Annotated in this window: 16 protein-coding genes; 14 read left to right on the forward strand and 2 right to left on the reverse strand. The window is 36.4% G+C overall.

All coding sequences use genetic code 11. The annotated features are described in order from the left end of the window. Nucleotides 1-15: 15 nt before the first annotated feature. The 6 genes from ABDJ41_RS04965 (at nucleotide 16) to ABDJ41_RS04990 (ending at nucleotide 7,184) form a co-directional block, all read left to right on the forward strand. Nucleotides 16-1,668, forward strand: coding sequence for a RagB/SusD family nutrient uptake outer membrane protein (locus tag ABDJ41_RS04965; protein WP_349784656.1), 1,653 nt, complete (start codon nucleotides 16-18; stop codon nucleotides 1,666-1,668). 110 nt (nucleotides 1,669-1,778) lie between these two features. Beyond that, nucleotides 1,779-2,588, forward strand: a complete 810-nt coding sequence (locus tag ABDJ41_RS04970; protein WP_349784657.1) for a glycoside hydrolase family 16 protein — start codon at nucleotides 1,779-1,781, stop codon at nucleotides 2,586-2,588. A 64-nt stretch (nucleotides 2,589-2,652) separates the two neighbouring features. After that, the gene (gene mnmL / locus ABDJ41_RS04975; RefSeq protein WP_349784732.1) at nucleotides 2,653-3,603 is read left to right on the forward strand and encodes a tRNA modification radical SAM protein MnmL/YtqA; all 951 of its coding nucleotides are present in this window, start codon (nucleotides 2,653-2,655) and stop codon (nucleotides 3,601-3,603) included. A 437-nt stretch (nucleotides 3,604-4,040) separates the two neighbouring features. Then, entirely contained in the window at nucleotides 4,041-5,408 is a 1,368-nt protein-coding gene (locus ABDJ41_RS04980; RefSeq protein ID WP_349784659.1) for an ammonium transporter, read from the forward strand. Nucleotides 5,409-5,511: 103 nt separating this feature from the next. Further along, nucleotides 5,512-6,540, forward strand: a complete 1,029-nt coding sequence (locus ABDJ41_RS04985; protein WP_349784660.1) for a porin — start codon at nucleotides 5,512-5,514, stop codon at nucleotides 6,538-6,540. A gap of 62 nt (nucleotides 6,541-6,602) precedes the next feature. Beyond that, on the forward strand, nucleotides 6,603-7,184 hold the full coding sequence (locus tag ABDJ41_RS04990; RefSeq protein ID WP_349784662.1) for a DUF4468 domain-containing protein: 582 nt from the start codon (nucleotides 6,603-6,605) through the stop codon (nucleotides 7,182-7,184). Between the two features lie 3 nt (nucleotides 7,185-7,187). Here the strand turns inward: ABDJ41_RS04990 and ABDJ41_RS04995 are convergent, their stop codons facing one another. Beyond that, a complete protein-coding gene (locus tag ABDJ41_RS04995) occupies nucleotides 7,188-7,661 on the reverse strand; it encodes a ribonuclease H-like YkuK family protein (protein ID WP_349784663.1) in 474 nt (157 codons plus the stop codon). 219 nt (nucleotides 7,662-7,880) lie between these two features. Between ABDJ41_RS04995 and ABDJ41_RS05000 the strand changes: the two genes are divergently transcribed. Genes ABDJ41_RS05000 through ABDJ41_RS05010 form a run of 3 tightly spaced genes read left to right on the forward strand, consistent with a single transcriptional unit; the run spans nucleotide 7,881 to nucleotide 9,686 of the window. Further along, entirely contained in the window at nucleotides 7,881-8,099 is a 219-nt protein-coding gene (locus ABDJ41_RS05000; protein WP_349784664.1) for a hypothetical protein, read from the forward strand. A 26-nt stretch (nucleotides 8,100-8,125) separates the two neighbouring features. Next, the gene (locus ABDJ41_RS05005) at nucleotides 8,126-9,433 is read left to right on the forward strand and encodes a DEAD/DEAH box helicase (RefSeq protein WP_349784665.1); all 1,308 of its coding nucleotides are present in this window, start codon (nucleotides 8,126-8,128) and stop codon (nucleotides 9,431-9,433) included. Between the two features lies 1 nt (nucleotide 9,434). Continuing rightward, a complete protein-coding gene (locus ABDJ41_RS05010; protein ID WP_349784667.1) occupies nucleotides 9,435-9,686 on the forward strand; it encodes a DUF1456 family protein in 252 nt (83 codons plus the stop codon). A 16-nt stretch (nucleotides 9,687-9,702) separates the two neighbouring features. Here the strand turns inward: ABDJ41_RS05010 and ABDJ41_RS05015 are convergent, their stop codons facing one another. Next, nucleotides 9,703-10,314: an alpha-ketoglutarate-dependent dioxygenase AlkB family protein gene (locus ABDJ41_RS05015; RefSeq protein WP_349784669.1), complete on the reverse strand. Its 612-nt coding sequence runs from the start codon at nucleotides 10,312-10,314 to the stop codon at nucleotides 9,703-9,705. Between the two features lie 235 nt (nucleotides 10,315-10,549). Between ABDJ41_RS05015 and ABDJ41_RS05020 the strand changes: the two genes are divergently transcribed. The 5 genes from ABDJ41_RS05020 to ABDJ41_RS05040 all read left to right on the forward strand — a co-directional run bounded on the left by ABDJ41_RS05020 (nucleotide 10,550) and on the right by ABDJ41_RS05040 (nucleotide 14,812). Then, on the forward strand, nucleotides 10,550-10,759 hold the full coding sequence (locus ABDJ41_RS05020; protein ID WP_349784670.1) for a helix-turn-helix domain-containing protein: 210 nt from the start codon (nucleotides 10,550-10,552) through the stop codon (nucleotides 10,757-10,759). Nucleotides 10,760-10,916: 157 nt separating this feature from the next. After that, on the forward strand, nucleotides 10,917-11,732 hold the full coding sequence (locus ABDJ41_RS05025) for an alpha/beta hydrolase (RefSeq protein ID WP_349784672.1): 816 nt from the start codon (nucleotides 10,917-10,919) through the stop codon (nucleotides 11,730-11,732). Nucleotides 11,733-12,021: 289 nt separating this feature from the next. Beyond that, nucleotides 12,022-13,104: a helix-turn-helix domain-containing protein gene (locus ABDJ41_RS05030; RefSeq protein WP_349784673.1), complete on the forward strand. Its 1,083-nt coding sequence runs from the start codon at nucleotides 12,022-12,024 to the stop codon at nucleotides 13,102-13,104. A 123-nt stretch (nucleotides 13,105-13,227) separates the two neighbouring features. After that, the gene (locus ABDJ41_RS05035) at nucleotides 13,228-13,776 is read left to right on the forward strand and encodes a hypothetical protein (protein ID WP_349784674.1); all 549 of its coding nucleotides are present in this window, start codon (nucleotides 13,228-13,230) and stop codon (nucleotides 13,774-13,776) included. Nucleotides 13,777-13,894: 118 nt separating this feature from the next. Beyond that, nucleotides 13,895-14,812, forward strand: a complete 918-nt coding sequence (locus ABDJ41_RS05040; RefSeq protein ID WP_349784675.1) for a sugar phosphate isomerase/epimerase family protein — start codon at nucleotides 13,895-13,897, stop codon at nucleotides 14,810-14,812. The last annotated feature ends 10 nt before the right edge of the window (nucleotides 14,813-14,822 follow it).

The following is a 14,822-nucleotide window of genomic DNA, read 5'->3' on the forward strand; positions in this document are numbered from 1 at the left end:
AAAAGAAATTTAGAAATGAAAAAGTATTATATAAATATCAGGATAGCAGTTGTAGTTATGGCTGTCGTGAGTTTCTCTTCTTGTAAGAAGTTTCTGACAGAGGAACCTACTTCACAATTTACTGCAAATTTTGTTTACAATACTCCGGAAGGATTGGAGTCTGGCGTAGTCGGCTTGTATAACATACAGCGTGCTTTTTATGAAAACCAGGCTAATAATGGGTCTAATCCAATAGTGATTGATTCAAGAGATGATCTGACAGTTCCGCGTGGTGGAGAGATTTCCAATTATGGATTAATGAGATCAGGCACCCATGCTGATAATAGCGGTGTTTATTCCGATTACTGGAGAACCTATTATCGAATTGTGGATCGTTCTAATGCTTTGATACAGGCTGCGGAAAAGATTCAGGGGATGGATGATAAGCGTAGAAATAAAGTTTTGGCTGAGGCTAAGTTTTTTAGGGCAAACTCTGTGTTTATCTTGTTTAAACTGTTTAATAATATTTATGTGACTACGGAGCCGACTACACCAGAGAATGCATTGAACATTATTCAGGATAAAACTCCAGAGGCTGACATCTATAAGCTGATTAAGGATGACCTGACCTTTGCTATTGCCAACCTGGAATGGACAGCGACAGAAACGGGAAGGATTACACAAGGAACTGCCCGCCATGTAAAAGCGGAAGTTGCACTTTGGCAAAAAGACTGGGAGGAAGCAAAAATCCAGTCGGAGGCTGTAATAAATTCTGGACGTCATAATCTGGTCGCTCAGACAGGATTGGTTTTTAAAGGTGATTTAAATCATTCCGAAGCGTTATGGGCATTGCAGTGGAAACGCCAGGTAAATGGTTCTGCTTATAAGATAAACTTTAACCTGATGCCAAATTATGCAGAGCTTATTCCTGGTTCAAAATACAGTATTGAACAAGGAGGAAGAGGCTTTGGATGGTTAACGTTGAATAATTACCTGCGTGATCTGTTAAAAGAAGATCCTAATGACACCAGAATGAAGGGGTCATATTATATTCAGGATTATGTATATAATGATGCGGCAACTTTACCTGCAGGAAAAGTATTGGGACAAAAAATTGTACATGCAACATGGCAGGAGTTTGCACCAGTGGCAGCGGATAGGAATGCTTTCTTTATCCGTTTAAATGCAGGATGTAAAAAATATTTTCCGGATGATGGTATTCCGACTGAAGATTTGCAGACAAAAAACCTGATGGTATACAGATCTGCAGAAACCTATCTTTATGCTGCGGAAGCTAATATGATGCTTAATGATAATGATAAAGCTTTATTTTATCTAAACGAAGTGCGTCTTAGGGCTAATACGGCCAGATTAACAGGGACGGTAACTATTGAAGATATATTAGATGAGGAGGCCAGAGAGTTGGCGTTTGAGGGGCGTAGATTTTATATGCTGAAAAGAACAGGAAAGCTTTATAACTATGTAGTTGATCATGCCGGTTATGGAAAAGCGGGTGACTTGACGGTTGAGAATTCTGCGGGTCATGCCAATACTCCTGCAGATCCATTCCCATATCGTTCGGATGCCAGAAGAGTAATGAGACCTTATATGGTCAATTGGGTTATACCAAGGTCAGAGTTGAATTTGCTTGGTCCAAATTATCCTCAGAACGACGGTTATCCGAAATAGATTTACGGGCTGTCCAAAAATATATATTCAGGACAGCCCTTTACAAGCCCTCGTTTAGAAAAAAAAATTAGTTCCGGAAATGGAATGATAAATCCTTATTAATTTTAATAATGCTGAGATATACTTTAATAATCGTTTTAAGCATGCTGGTTATTACTTCATGCCAGGTAAAGAATTCAAAAAAAACTATAGATAACTATACGCTGGTATGGTCTGATGAATTTGATTATACCGGATTACCTGATAGTACCAAGTGGGGATATGAAGTCGGCGGAAGCGGCTGGGGTAATAATGAATTGCAGTATTATACAAAAGCCGATACTTTAAATGCTGTGGTGAGAAATGGGAAACTATTCATAACAGCGAGAAAAGCTGATATTGACGGGAAAAAGTATTCGTCGGCACGTTTAAGTACTAAGGGGAAAGCTGAGTGGACTTACGGTAAGATAGAAATTAATGCGAAACTTCCTGCGGGAAGAGGTCTGTGGCCTGCCTCATGGATGCTTGGTGCTAATATTAATGAAGTAGGATGGCCAGAAAGTGGAGAGATCGATATTATGGAGCATGTGGGCTTTAGCAGGGATTCTATCTTTGGAACAGTTCATACTTCTGCTTATAACCATCTCAAGGGAACACAGAAAGGCACCACTGCTTTTATTAAGAACCCATATACTGAATTTCACACCTATTCTGTTGAATGGACACCCGAAAAAATGGATTTTATGTTAGATCATAAAGTATATTATACGGTAGTTAATGAGCATAAAACGAATGCTGAATGGCCTTTTGATCATCCGTTTTATCTTTTATTGAATATTGCTGTAGGTGGGAATCTCGGTGGAAAAGAAGGTGTCGATGAAAATGTGTTTCCAGCAGTAATGGAGGTCGATTATGTGAGGATTTACCAAGCAAATAAGTAGTAATCATCATGATCCTTATTTGAATAAATTAAAAAGCCGTACTTTTGCAGAAAATAAAAGCAAATTGGGAACTCTGTTAGATTTAGGCATTAAGGGATATAATAATTACGGTACGCATCTTAAACAAAAGTATAAGGGGCAGCGTGTGTTTAAAGTAATTGTTGATGGAGGGTTTACATGTCCGAATCGTGATGGCAGTAAAGGCTATGGTGGTTGTACCTATTGTAACGTTGATTCATTTACACCGGAGCTTTCCCGAAAGTTACCTACTATCCGCGAACAGCTAGAGCAGGGAATGGAAAGAGGGAAAGGCTTTTATAAAGCGGATAAGTTTATTGTTTACTTCCAGCCTAATACGAATACTTATGCGCCTGTGCATTATTTGAAAATGATGTACGATGAGGCCTTATCTATAAATACTGATGATGTTGTAGGCTTTTCAGTAGGAACAAGACCTGATTGTATAGATGCAGAAAAGGTTGCTTTACTGGAAAGTTATACAGATCGGTTTGATGTAGATCTGGAAATGGGTATGGAGTCTATATATGACGAAACCCTGAATCAGATCAATAGAGGCTGTAGTCATGGGGAGTTTGTAGAAGCTGTAAAGTTATTGGAAAATACAAAGCTGGACCTTTGTGTACATACTATTTTTGGTTTTCCCTGGGAAACTGAGGAAATGATGCTGGAATATATCCATGAGATAAACCGGTTTCCTCAAATTAAATTTGTAAAATTCCACCATCTTCATATTGTTGAAGGTTCTATAATGGGTGTGAAATATAAGAAAGAACCTTTCAAACTATTCAGTCTTGAAGAATATACTGACCTTTTATGTAAATTGATTCCATTATTAAGACCTGATATCGTTATTCAGCGCTTATTTGGAATTTCTGATTGGGATTTACTTATTGCACCCAACTGGGGATTGAATAAATCTGCTATCCAAACTTATATTGATAAGGAAATTGAACGCAGAGGAGTAGTTCAAGGCTCCGAATATTTGCCTAAATAGGTAAAATCAATAAAATCATTCATTAATTCTGTTTTTCGCCTTTTTTAGAGGTGTATTTTGCCCGTATTTATCATTTTGCCTAAAATTTAATCTCATTTTAGATCAATTAGTGATTTTGTTTTGTTGTTTTTGTGTTTTTAGATCTTTTGTTTGTTGTTTTTGATCTTTTTGCGGAATATTTTTTGATAAATATCACAATTTGTGTGATTTTTATTTATTTGTCAAAAAATAACTCCATTTTTTGCTATAATGTTATGTTGGTTTTGATTTTTGCTGTATAAATTACTATAGTTTTATAGTTTTTGTAATTTTTGTGTGTAAAAATTGCTGATTTTGCTGTGTTTTTGTTGGTGTGTTTTGAATTTTACAAAAATAAAACGCTTTATTTGTGGAGTAATTAGACAAACAAACATTATTAACAATAAAAATCAAATATTATGGCAAAAGTTTTATTCAAACAGTGGGGTCCCTTTGCGGTTTTGCTTGCAATTGCAATTATTGCGCTATTTATTCCCTTGCTTCCGAACTTTGACGAAGGAAAATACAGCGGACCAGACATTGCATTCGTATTAATTGCATCAGCTCTAGTGTTTTTAATGACTCCTGGTTTAGCATTTTTCTATGGTGGTATGGTTCATCGTAAAAATGTACTCTCTACAATGATCAAAAGTGTAGTTGCTGCGGGAGTTATAACTGTTTTATGGATAGTTGTAGGTTTCAGTCTTGCTTTCGGAGATTCAATCGGAGGTTTTATTGGTAGTCCTTTAACATTCCTTTTCTTTCAAGGAGTGAACTCCGGGCCGGCATGGGGAACGATACCTCTCTCGTTATTCGCTGTATTTCAGCTGATGTTTGCGATCATCACTCCGGGTTTAGTGGTAGGTGCTGTGGCTGAACGTATTCGTTTTACTTCTTACATTTTATTTATTGTACTATTTGCATTGTTTGTATACTCTCCATTAGCGCACTGGACATGGCATTCAGATGGTCTTCTATTTAAAATGGGAGTGCTTGACTTTGCAGGAGGTACTGTGGTGCACATTTCTGCTGGTATGGCTGCTTTAGCTGGTGCTTTAGTACTTAAAAGAAGAAAAAGCCACCTGGAACACAAAGAAGTGCCACCTGCTAATATTCCATATGTATTAATTGGTACAGGTTTACTTTGGTTCGGTTGGTTTGGTTTTAATGCAGGATCAGCATTGGGTGCAAATGCATTGGCTGTTTCAGCATTCCTGACAACTAATATTGCGGCTGGTTCTGCTGGTTTATCATGGATGTTTTTTGATGTGTCAAGAGGAAAAAAACCATCAGTATTAGGCTTTTGTATCGGTGCTGTGGTTGGATTGGTAGCAATTACGCCAGGTGCTGGCTTTGTGAGCATTCCTTCCAGTATTTTCATCGGTGTATTTGCTGCTGTAATATCAAACCTTGCCGTTTCATGGAAACAAAAAACTTCATTAGATGATACATTAGATGTGTTCCCTTGTCATGGTGTAGGTGGTATTGTTGGGATGTTGCTTACTGGTGTATTTGCAACTAAAACGGTAAATGCGGCAGGAGTAGACGGCTTATTGTACGGGAATGTGGAATTCTTTTTAACTCAGCTAAAGGGTGCTGCTATAGTTATTGTGTTCAGTTTTGTGATGTCATTTATCATCTTCAAACTAATTAACCTTGTACAACCGATTCGCGTTACTTCTGAAGAAGAAGAAGAAGGATTAGATGCTAGTCAGCACAATGAAAAATACTCACAAGGTACCTTGATCGTGGAATCAACCGGTGAGGAGCTTCAAAATGCTTTTTAAGAAATAGTGAACAAGGATTAAAGAGTAAGCTAGTGTTTAATCCTTGATTCTTAATTATTACACTAACAAAATCAACCTAAAACCAAACCAAACCCAACAGATTATGAAATTAAGATCAGTATTAACTTTAGCATCTTTAACATTGGCCTCTGCTACTTATGCACAGGAGACGACGGAAGCACCGCTTCAAATTTCTGGATCAGTAGATACGTATTTCAAATACGATTTTGCTAAAGCGCCTAATATCAGTACATATTTTGCAAATGAGCATAATTCGGTTTCTATTGGTATGATTGATCTGGCATTAAAGAAAACTACAGGTAAAGCATCATTTGTTGGGGAATTGTCTTTTGGACCACGAGGACAAGCCCAGTCACTTGTGCCGAGTGCTGATGGTGAATCGTTTCATATTCAGAATTTATATGTAAACTATGCCTTTACCGAGAAGTTTAGTATGACTGCAGGTTTTATGGGGACATTCATTGGGTACGAAGTGATTTCCCCTGCTGCTAACTTCAACTATTCGACCTCTTACTTATTTGGTGCTGGGCCTTTTCAAAATGCTGGTGTTAAAGGGACCTATGCATTCTCTGAAAAAGTTAGCTTAATGTTGGGTTTGTTTAATGAATGGAACACCTACTCTGCTTCCCGCGGGGTGTCAAGTGTTGGTGCGCAGTTAATGGTATCTCCTGTTAAAGGTTGGACTGCCTATATCAATGGTTTGCATGGCTTGGACGCTTATGGAAATTACAGCACAATTGTTGACCTTACAACTACATATCAGGTTGATGAGAAAATTAAAATAGGTCTGAATGCTGCAAATCTTAGTGCGGGTGATGATAAGGTAGGGTATACTGGAGTAGCCTTGTATCCACAATATGCCTTTACTCCTTCAGTAGGCCTGGGGGTAAGAGCAGAATATATGAATTTCAAGGGGATTTCAGGAGCCCCGGATGCGAGTGTGCTATCTGGAACTTTATCTGCGAATATTAAAGCAGGTGGTTTGACCTTTATTCCAGAGATTCGTTTTGATAATGATAAAGATTTATCACAGGGTTTTCTTAAAAGTGATGGAATTACGGCTACAAAATCAGCTTCACAGTTCTCCCTGGCTGCAGTTTACGCATTTTAGTCTCGATTATATTATCTTGAGCCACCGGGGTATATCCGGTGGCTCTTTTATATCTTTATGTTATGAAACTTTCAACTCTGGTTATTTTATTGTTTTTTACAGTGACAGGATTTGCACAGGAAAAAGCGTTGTCTACTGATGATAGGGGTAAGCTCATCTATTATGAAGTGGTGAATTTAAAAGATGTGCCAAGTGATTCTTTAAAATCCAGAGTCGTAGCTTTTCTAAAAAAGACACCGAAGACATTAAAACTGAAGTCGGCAGATACAGATTCATTGATGTACATCATAGGAAAACTGATCATCAATAAAACTGCACTGGTTTTGAGTCGCCCTTCAGGTGAGGTCCTTTATAACTTTTATGTAGAAATTAAAGAGGGTAAATACCGTTTTTGGATGACCGACTTCAATTTTATCTCCTATCAAAGAGATCGGTATGGCAATTTTGTGCCATCCACTACAGTAGGAATCCCATTAGAGACTAAGCCGGGTAAGTTGAATTCAGCAGAATGGGCGGGCTATGTGAAGGCCACGACTAAGGAGGTAAATGTTTTAGCGGAACGTTTTAAAGAAGCAATGATGAAAAAAGTAATTGCTCCGGCTTTAGTTGCTCCATCGGCTGTTGGTCCTCACCAAAAATGGTAAACTCTAATGCACCATTTTGTCCGCACATGTTGAACTGGCAAATGCTTCTGGCTTAGCTTTAAATATAAAACCCATACTTAAAATATATCCCATTGCTTCATTTAATGCTTTGTTAGATTTGAACATCGGATTGGTATTAATGTCTGCATGAACTTCCAGATCAACCCGATATAAATCTAATAAGTCACAGACGGAGTAAGCTGTTTCAATTGATTTCTGTACTTCAAGGAGCATTCTTTCTTTGATGCTCATTTTATGAGAAGTTTTTTCCTGGTGGATGTACATAAAGCCTCCATGATGTTCTCTTAATAAAACAATTACAGTAGCAAAATCTGTGTAGGCACCTTTTACCTGTGAATCAGTTCCGATGCAAACTTTAAGCCGGTAACCGTTGTCACTCTCTCTGATGATGGCATTTTCTACTTCTTCTAAAATGGACGAGTGGATAACTTCGCCGCTAAATTTCTTCCAGGTCATACGTTATTGGTGTTAATGTGTAAACAACCCGTATACAGGTTTCCTAAAAATAGGTGGATAAAATTAAAAACGTGTTAAGTTGCTATTGTTTAATTGCTAACAAATATCTAGTTGTCAACAGTTTAATTTATATTTAAACTCTTTTGATGTAGAGTTGTTACAATAAGGCGGGAGTGCTTCCGTTTAAATAAACAGAATCATTAACTAAATATAAGCATTATGAAAGCAGAATTGTTAAATGAATTTAATTTATTGCAACGGAGCCTTGCTTCAGTTGATTATCATGAAATGGTAGAAGAACAGGTTTATGTACCAATTAAGAGGGTTAATAATAAAATGCATACCTGGATTTCTGAAAGAGGGCATATGCTGATGAACCTGGATGCTCGTCTAAATAGCTCCTGGAGATATCTGAGAAAGAAATATCTAAAATTTTAATGCCCTAATTCCACTATCTTTGCCGAATGATGGTAGAAAAGATATTGGAGAAATTAAAGATTACCTCCCTGAACCAAATGCAACTGGATACGCTAGCTGCTGGTAAGAAAGGGAGTGATGTGGTATTGCTAGCACCTACAGGTTCTGGTAAAACACTAGGTTTTCTACTTCCGGTATTGAACAACATCAAATTGCAGGTTCAGGGTGTGCAAGCCTTAATTATTGTGCCTTCTAGAGAGTTAGCCTTACAGATCGAATCGGTGTTCAGGCAAATGTCTACAGGTTTTAAGGTGAACTGCTGTTATGGAGGTCATCCAGTAAAAACAGAAAAAAATAACTTTGAAGAGCCCCCTGCGGTATTAATTGGTACGCCGGGAAGGATTGCCTATCATTTGCGTCATGAGAATTTCGACGAGTCGGCTATTACTTCATTGGTGTTGGATGAGTTCGATAAAGCTCTGGAGTTTGGTTTTCAGGAGGATATGTCTTACATCATCCGTAAGTTGCTTTCTTTGAAACAAAGATTCCTTACCTCGGCTACTGCGATGGAAGAGATTCCTGATTTTACAGGGATTGACAAGCCTGTAGAGATAAACTATCTGGAGAATGTGGAGGTTGCACCAGATTTAAAGCTTAAAAAGGTAACAACGACTGCAGAAGATAAGCTGGCAACTCTGTTAAGGCTGATCTGTAAAGTGGGCAATAAAAACATGCTGATCTTTTGTAATCATAGAGAGACTGTTGACCGTATCAGTGATTTGTTAATAGATCAGGATCTTGCGCATGATATTTTTCATGGTGGGATGGAACAGGACGAACGGGAGCGTGCCTTATTGAAATTCAGAAATGGCAGTATCAAGATTCTGATTACGACTGATCTTGCTTCAAGAGGCTTAGATATTCCAGAAGTAGAGTGTATTATTCATTATCAATTGCCATATACAGAGGATGCTTTTCTACATCGTAACGGACGTACCGCGCGTATGAATGCAAAAGGTACGGCTTACCTGATTATTGCTGATGATGAAAAATATCCATTTTTAAAAACTGAAATCGAAACAGAAAACCTTAAAGGTGATTTTAAATTGCCTCGCGATAGCGAGTGGCAGACCTTATACATTGCGGCTGGTAAAAAGGATAAAGTAAATAAGATAGATATTGTAGGGCTGCTATTGAAAAAAGGAGGCTTGCAAAAGGAAGAAGTGGGTTTGATTGAAGTAAAAGATCAGGCTTCTTATGTGGCAGTAAAGCGTAAAATGGTGAATAACATTTTAAAGTTGCTGGCTAACGAGAGGATTAAGAACAAAAAGGTAAAGATTGAAATAGCAATGTAATATGAGTAACAACGATATTTTTAAAAAGCTTCGAGTAGCGTTATCACTGACCAATGATGATATCATTAAGATAATGGAATTGGTGCAATTCAAAGTAAGTAAAAGTGAGCTAGGTGATATTTTTAGATCGGATGATCATCCTAATTTTAAAAAATGTGGAGATCAGATTCTGCGTAATTTCTTAAATGGATTGGTTATTTATAAGAGAGGGCCAAGGCCGCCAAAACAAGAAAAACCAGCGATAAAAGGTTAATATAGTTCTTCCTCCATTATTTATTCTCAATCGTTCTGAAAGTAAGATTTACCCTTGCTTTGTGTGTTTGTTTGGTTGGGGGAAGTCTGTGCAGCCAATGACGTTGGGTTTCATCTCTCATTACAAGTAAGCTGCCGTGTTCTAAAATTAAGGATATGGTTTGCTTACTCTCTTTATGTTTAAAGGCAAATTTTCTTTCTGCCCCAAAACTCATAGATCCAATGGCACCATTTTTTTTTAAGTCTTTTTCACCATCGCTATGCCATGCCATGCCCTCTTCTCCGCTATGGTAAAGATTAAGCAGACACGAGTTGAATGTTTCTCCTAATGTTTTTTCTGCAATATCTTTCAATTCCAACAATGCGGCAGTCCAGGGTAATGCCTTTTTTGTTATGTTAGAATAAGTATATTCAAACTCCTTGTCGCCGTACCAGGCAACCTTTCTTTTTGTTAATATATGCTTACCAAAAATGACAGCTTCATCATTTTTCCATTCTATATTGCTCAATAGCTCATTCAGGTAATGATTGGCAGTTTGCGTTGGCATTAATCTGCCATAATAGATTACAGTACCATGATATGGTAGTAGGTTGCGCTGTTTTTCTCCTTCATTACTGAATAAGTCCATTTTTTTATCATTTTTTGTAAAGTTATTATATTTCTATTATTCATTTTGTTTTACTTGCCTACGTCCCACAGAAATACTATGCAACTTTAGCTGAAAAAAAATGTTAATTGAGTTGATTTTTTATTCTAAAAGCCAAAATATTAATTTTTATGAAATCTTGTGTTGGTTTTTCTATGTTTGAGGATGATGTAAACATAAGTTTCAAGTTGTTCACATTAAGATTTAAATGAATGGTATGAAATTGACAATAGGAGAGAAATTTAGGTTTTTAAGAGCGTGCGCTCAAAAAGATGAAAAGGAAGTTTCTGAAAGTTTAAAGCTATCGTTAAGCACCTACATTAAGATTGAGGATGATTTTATTTATCCTAAAGATAGTGTGATTAGACGAGCTGCTGAATTATATGGTTTGGATTATGATGGTTTCTTAAGGGTTGGTGAGGAGTAATTAGTACTAAAATAGGTTTTACTGAGAAAAAAAATTAAAACATTTTAATAAAGCGGTTTAAATCGCTTTATTTGGAAATGTAACCAGCTGTATGACAGATTGTGTCTGCTTTTTGGGTACTAGTTATCAAATCAACATTAAACCAACAATATTTTTTATGAAGAAAATTCTTTTTTTATGCTTTGTTACGTTGTTCAGCGTTCAACTTTCTTTCGCTGCTAAGGTCGATACAGTTCTAACTTATAGTACTGCAATGAAGAAAAATATTAAAGCAGTGGTTATTACTCCTGAAGGTTATGCGCAGGCTAAAAGTATGCCGGTAGTATATTTATTACATGGTGCCGGAGGTTCTTATTCAAATTGGATACTAAAGGTGCCTTCGTTACAGCAACATGCTGATGATTTTAAGACGATAATTGTATGCCCTGACGGTAACGTAAGTAGTTGGTATTTTGATAGTCCAGTTGATCCGGAATGGAGATACGAAACTTACGTGGCTACTGAACTTGTCAATTGGGTTGATAAAAACTATAAAACAATTAAAGATCGTAAGGGTAGAGCCATTACAGGATTAAGTATGGGAGGGCATGGAGCATTGTATCTTTCCTTTAAACATCAGGATATTTTTGGAGCAGCAGGAAGTATGAGTGGGGGTGTGGATATTACCGGATTTCCATTAAACTGGGCACTTTCAAAAAGATTGGGCGATTATGATAAAAATGCGGCGCGATGGAAAGAAAATGCAGTTGTGAATATGACTCATTTATTAGTTCCAAATAGATTGGCTTTAATTATAGATTGTGGTAAAGATGATTTCTTTTATAACGTAAATATAAAATTACATGAGGAATTGCTTTATAAGAATATTCCGCACGATTTTATCATCAGGCCAGGTGCTCACAACTGGGAGTATTGGGACAATGCTGTAAAATATCAACTTCTGTATTTTAACAGTTTCTTTAACCGTAAATAAAGTATTAATATCCGGTAGTCCTTAAATATAACTTATTGTTTTGTTGCTAAATAGATCAGTTTAGTAGAGACTAATGATTGATAGCTTTAATTAACTTTAAAGATAAAAAAGATCTCATAAGGTTGGTTTTGAACTTTGTTGTGTCTGTATTTGGAAAGTTTTTATACTTATTTAAAATAAAAACATATATCTTGCACCTTCAAATATGGGGGTTTTGGGCTTTATTTCAAGTGTAAGTTGTTTTTTCTTGCTCTTGCTTACGCTTCACTTGTTTTTTGCGAAACGAGGGGTGAAATTATTAAACCGGTTACTCTCAGTTATTTTTATTTCAAGATTTGGGCAGGTATTAGTCTTCTTGGTAGTAAGTTCTAATGAAAGGGCTATTTATCCTTTTTTTTGCCAGTTCTTTATTCCGATTTATTATGCTGCCCCTGCTTGTTTTTATTTGTATGCGACTTGCTTTATTGCTGGCCGTACTCAACTTCAGAAATTTGAGTGGTTTCATTTTGTTCCATTTTTTCTGGCAATTGTACATGTACTACCATGGCCTTTTTCTCCCGCTGTTAAATGGGATGCCATTGTCGCACAAATACTGGACAATAAACAGCTTTTTATCACAGAACCGAGCGGATTATTTCCATCCTGGTTTTACTACCTCGGTAGGCCTTTTCTATTGCTGGCTTATTTGGTTGCGACTTGGGTTACTATTTTGAAGTCAAAGGTTAGTGCTGATGGTAAAAAATGGATCTTCTTTTTTTTAAGGACAGCGACTTTTTTTCAGTTGACAAGTTTTTTTCCTTTGGTCATCTGGAACTCAGAAGAACCTTTGTTTAATGCCTTGTTTATACTGCTTAATTGTATGGTTCTTCTGGCAATTGTAATTTTTGTCATGCATCAGCCGAAATTATTTTACGGCTACTTGTTTGTAGCTGTGGATATGGAGGGTAATGAAACTGTAGTAGGGGATGATATAGAAGAAGTTAAGAAGCTCGCTAAGCCTGTCGTGTCAGCTAAGAAATTAAATCTCATGCCTGATCAGCTGTCAGCCTATTCAGATTTGATGAAATCTTTTATGGAAAATAAAAAGCCATATCTTCAATCAAATTTTCAAATTGTTGATCTGGCTAATGAAATTAATATTCCCGTTCATCAGTGTTCTTTCGTAATCAATAATTTTTTGAAAAGGAATTTTCGCGACTGGATCAACAGCTATCGTATTGATTTTTTTATCAAGGAATATCCCCTTAAATCTAATAGAATGACTATTGAAGCTGTGGCTTATGAATCTGGTTTTAAGAGTCTGACTACATTTTATAATGCCTTTAAGAAGGAAACAGGCTTGATGCCAAAAGCTTTCTTTTCTCAGAAATAGGAGGTATAAATATCCCCGTTTTTATATTACTATTGAATCGTTGAATATTTCAGACTTGTAGATTTAACTGTTGTGATATTTTGGTAGATATATTTGTGCAATTTTCCTCGTATGGGTATTTATATGATTATTGAAGAATTAAGACAACGGATAATTTTAAAAACAGGGTTATCAAATATTACCCCCCGCGACTGCCATTATATTTCAATGGATATCTATGAATCTTTAAATAGAAATATTAGTGTGACCACTTTAAAACGAGTGTTTGGCTTTGCCAAAAGTAAGTACCTTCCTTCTAAGTATACGATTGCAATCTTAAATGATTATGTCGACCAACCTGTATCAATTTCAATTTCTAGTATACCTGAATCTGAACATATTCGCTCATTTATCTTACCACCAGAAACTTCTTCTTTTCAATTAAGTGATGATATTGGTTTACATCCTCAAATAATTGTACTGGACGCTTTGGATGTTTTGCTCAAAAACAATCAGGAGAGTTCGCCGCTTATCATTGCAGGAAAATGCTTGGGTATGGTTTATTTTAAAGACCTTATTCGTTTCTTAACCAGCGAGGATAAAATGAATGGAACGCTTTATCATAAATTTAATTTTAGTTTGCAAAGTGCTATAAATTTGCTGCAAACTGGGAATGTTGGGGCAATGCTGTAAAATATTAACTTCTGTATTTTAACAGTTTCTTTAACCCTAAATAAGAGTCTGAAATATTGTTGTAATGCGAAGTAATAGATAATTGCAAAAATTAATATCTTGTAGACCTTAAACATAAATGATGACAACAGATCGCAGAAGTTTTTTAAAAGATTTAGGTTTATTAACCGGTGCAGCGGCATTTGGTTCAATAATTCCATTAGAGGCATTTAGTGCAGGTAAAAAGGAGTTTTTCAAGATATCTCTGGCCGAATGGTCTTTGCACAAAACCTTATTTGCTAAGAAATTGAATAACCTTGATTTTCCTTTGAAAGCCAAAAAGGATTTCGGGATTGATATTGTAGAATACGTTAGTGTTTTTTTCGAGAATAAAGAAAAAGACCCTGCTTATTTAAAAGAGTTGAAAACCAGAACCAAGAATGAGGGCATCCAAAATCACCTGATAATGGTTGACCGAGAAGGTAATTTAGGAGATACTAATGATGCTGCCAGATTAAAAGCTGTAGAAAATCATTATAAATGGGTTGATGCGGCTAAATACTTGGGCTGTAAAACAATACGTGTAAATGCCGGAGGTAAAGGGACCGCTGAACAGGTAAAAGCAGCAGCAATAGATGGTTTAGGAAAACTAACCGAATATGGTAAGAAACAAAAAATCAATGTGATTGTTGAAAACCATGGTGGTTATTCATCAGATGGTGCTTGGTTGGCTGATGTGATTAAACAAGTGAATAGTTCTTATTGTGGTACATTACCTGATTTTGGAAATTTTGCATTGGGTGGTGGAAAAGAATATGATAAATATAAAGGTGTAGAAGAAATGATGCCTTACGCTAAAGGTGTAAGTGCTAAATCAATGAACTTTGCTCCAAATGGTGATGAAAGTGATATTGATTATTATCGTATGTTCGAGATCATTAAAGCTGCAAAGTGGAGCGGACTTGTTGGAATTGAATATTCTGGTAAGGGGCCTGAGGATGAGGGGATCTTAAAGACAAAAGCCTTGTTAGAGAAAATATTACAACGTTATAAATAAGAAAAACATA

This window comes from Pedobacter sp. ASV1-7 (assembly GCF_040203335.1).
GTDB lineage: Bacteria > Bacteroidota > Bacteroidia > Sphingobacteriales > Sphingobacteriaceae > Pedobacter.

Bases quoted from the DNA above. Each gene is read 5' to 3' on its own strand.
- ABDJ41_RS04965 (WP_349784656.1), top strand. From the start codon at position 16: ATGAAAAAGTATTATATAAATATCAGGATAGCAGTTGTAGTTATGGCT.
- ABDJ41_RS04970 (WP_349784657.1), top strand. From the start codon at position 1,779: ATGCTGAGATATACTTTAATAATCGTTTTAAGCATGCTGGTTATTACT.
- ABDJ41_RS04980 (WP_349784659.1), top strand. From the start codon at position 4,041: ATGGCAAAAGTTTTATTCAAACAGTGGGGTCCCTTTGCGGTTTTGCTT.
- ABDJ41_RS04985 (WP_349784660.1), top strand. From the start codon at position 5,512: ATGAAATTAAGATCAGTATTAACTTTAGCATCTTTAACATTGGCCTCT.
- ABDJ41_RS04990 (WP_349784662.1), top strand. From the start codon at position 6,603: ATGAAACTTTCAACTCTGGTTATTTTATTGTTTTTTACAGTGACAGGA.
- ABDJ41_RS04995 (WP_349784663.1), bottom strand. From the start codon at position 7,661: ATGACCTGGAAGAAATTTAGCGGCGAAGTTATCCACTCGTCCATTTTA.
- ABDJ41_RS05000 (WP_349784664.1), top strand. From the start codon at position 7,881: ATGAAAGCAGAATTGTTAAATGAATTTAATTTATTGCAACGGAGCCTT.
- ABDJ41_RS05005 (WP_349784665.1), top strand. From the start codon at position 8,126: ATGATGGTAGAAAAGATATTGGAGAAATTAAAGATTACCTCCCTGAAC.
- ABDJ41_RS05010 (WP_349784667.1), top strand. From the start codon at position 9,435: ATGAGTAACAACGATATTTTTAAAAAGCTTCGAGTAGCGTTATCACTG.
- ABDJ41_RS05015 (WP_349784669.1), bottom strand. From the start codon at position 10,314: ATGGACTTATTCAGTAATGAAGGAGAAAAACAGCGCAACCTACTACCA.
- ABDJ41_RS05020 (WP_349784670.1), top strand. From the start codon at position 10,550: ATGAAATTGACAATAGGAGAGAAATTTAGGTTTTTAAGAGCGTGCGCT.
- ABDJ41_RS05025 (WP_349784672.1), top strand. From the start codon at position 10,917: ATGAAGAAAATTCTTTTTTTATGCTTTGTTACGTTGTTCAGCGTTCAA.
- ABDJ41_RS05035 (WP_349784674.1), top strand. From the start codon at position 13,228: ATGATTATTGAAGAATTAAGACAACGGATAATTTTAAAAACAGGGTTA.
- ABDJ41_RS05040 (WP_349784675.1), top strand. From the start codon at position 13,895: ATGATGACAACAGATCGCAGAAGTTTTTTAAAAGATTTAGGTTTATTA.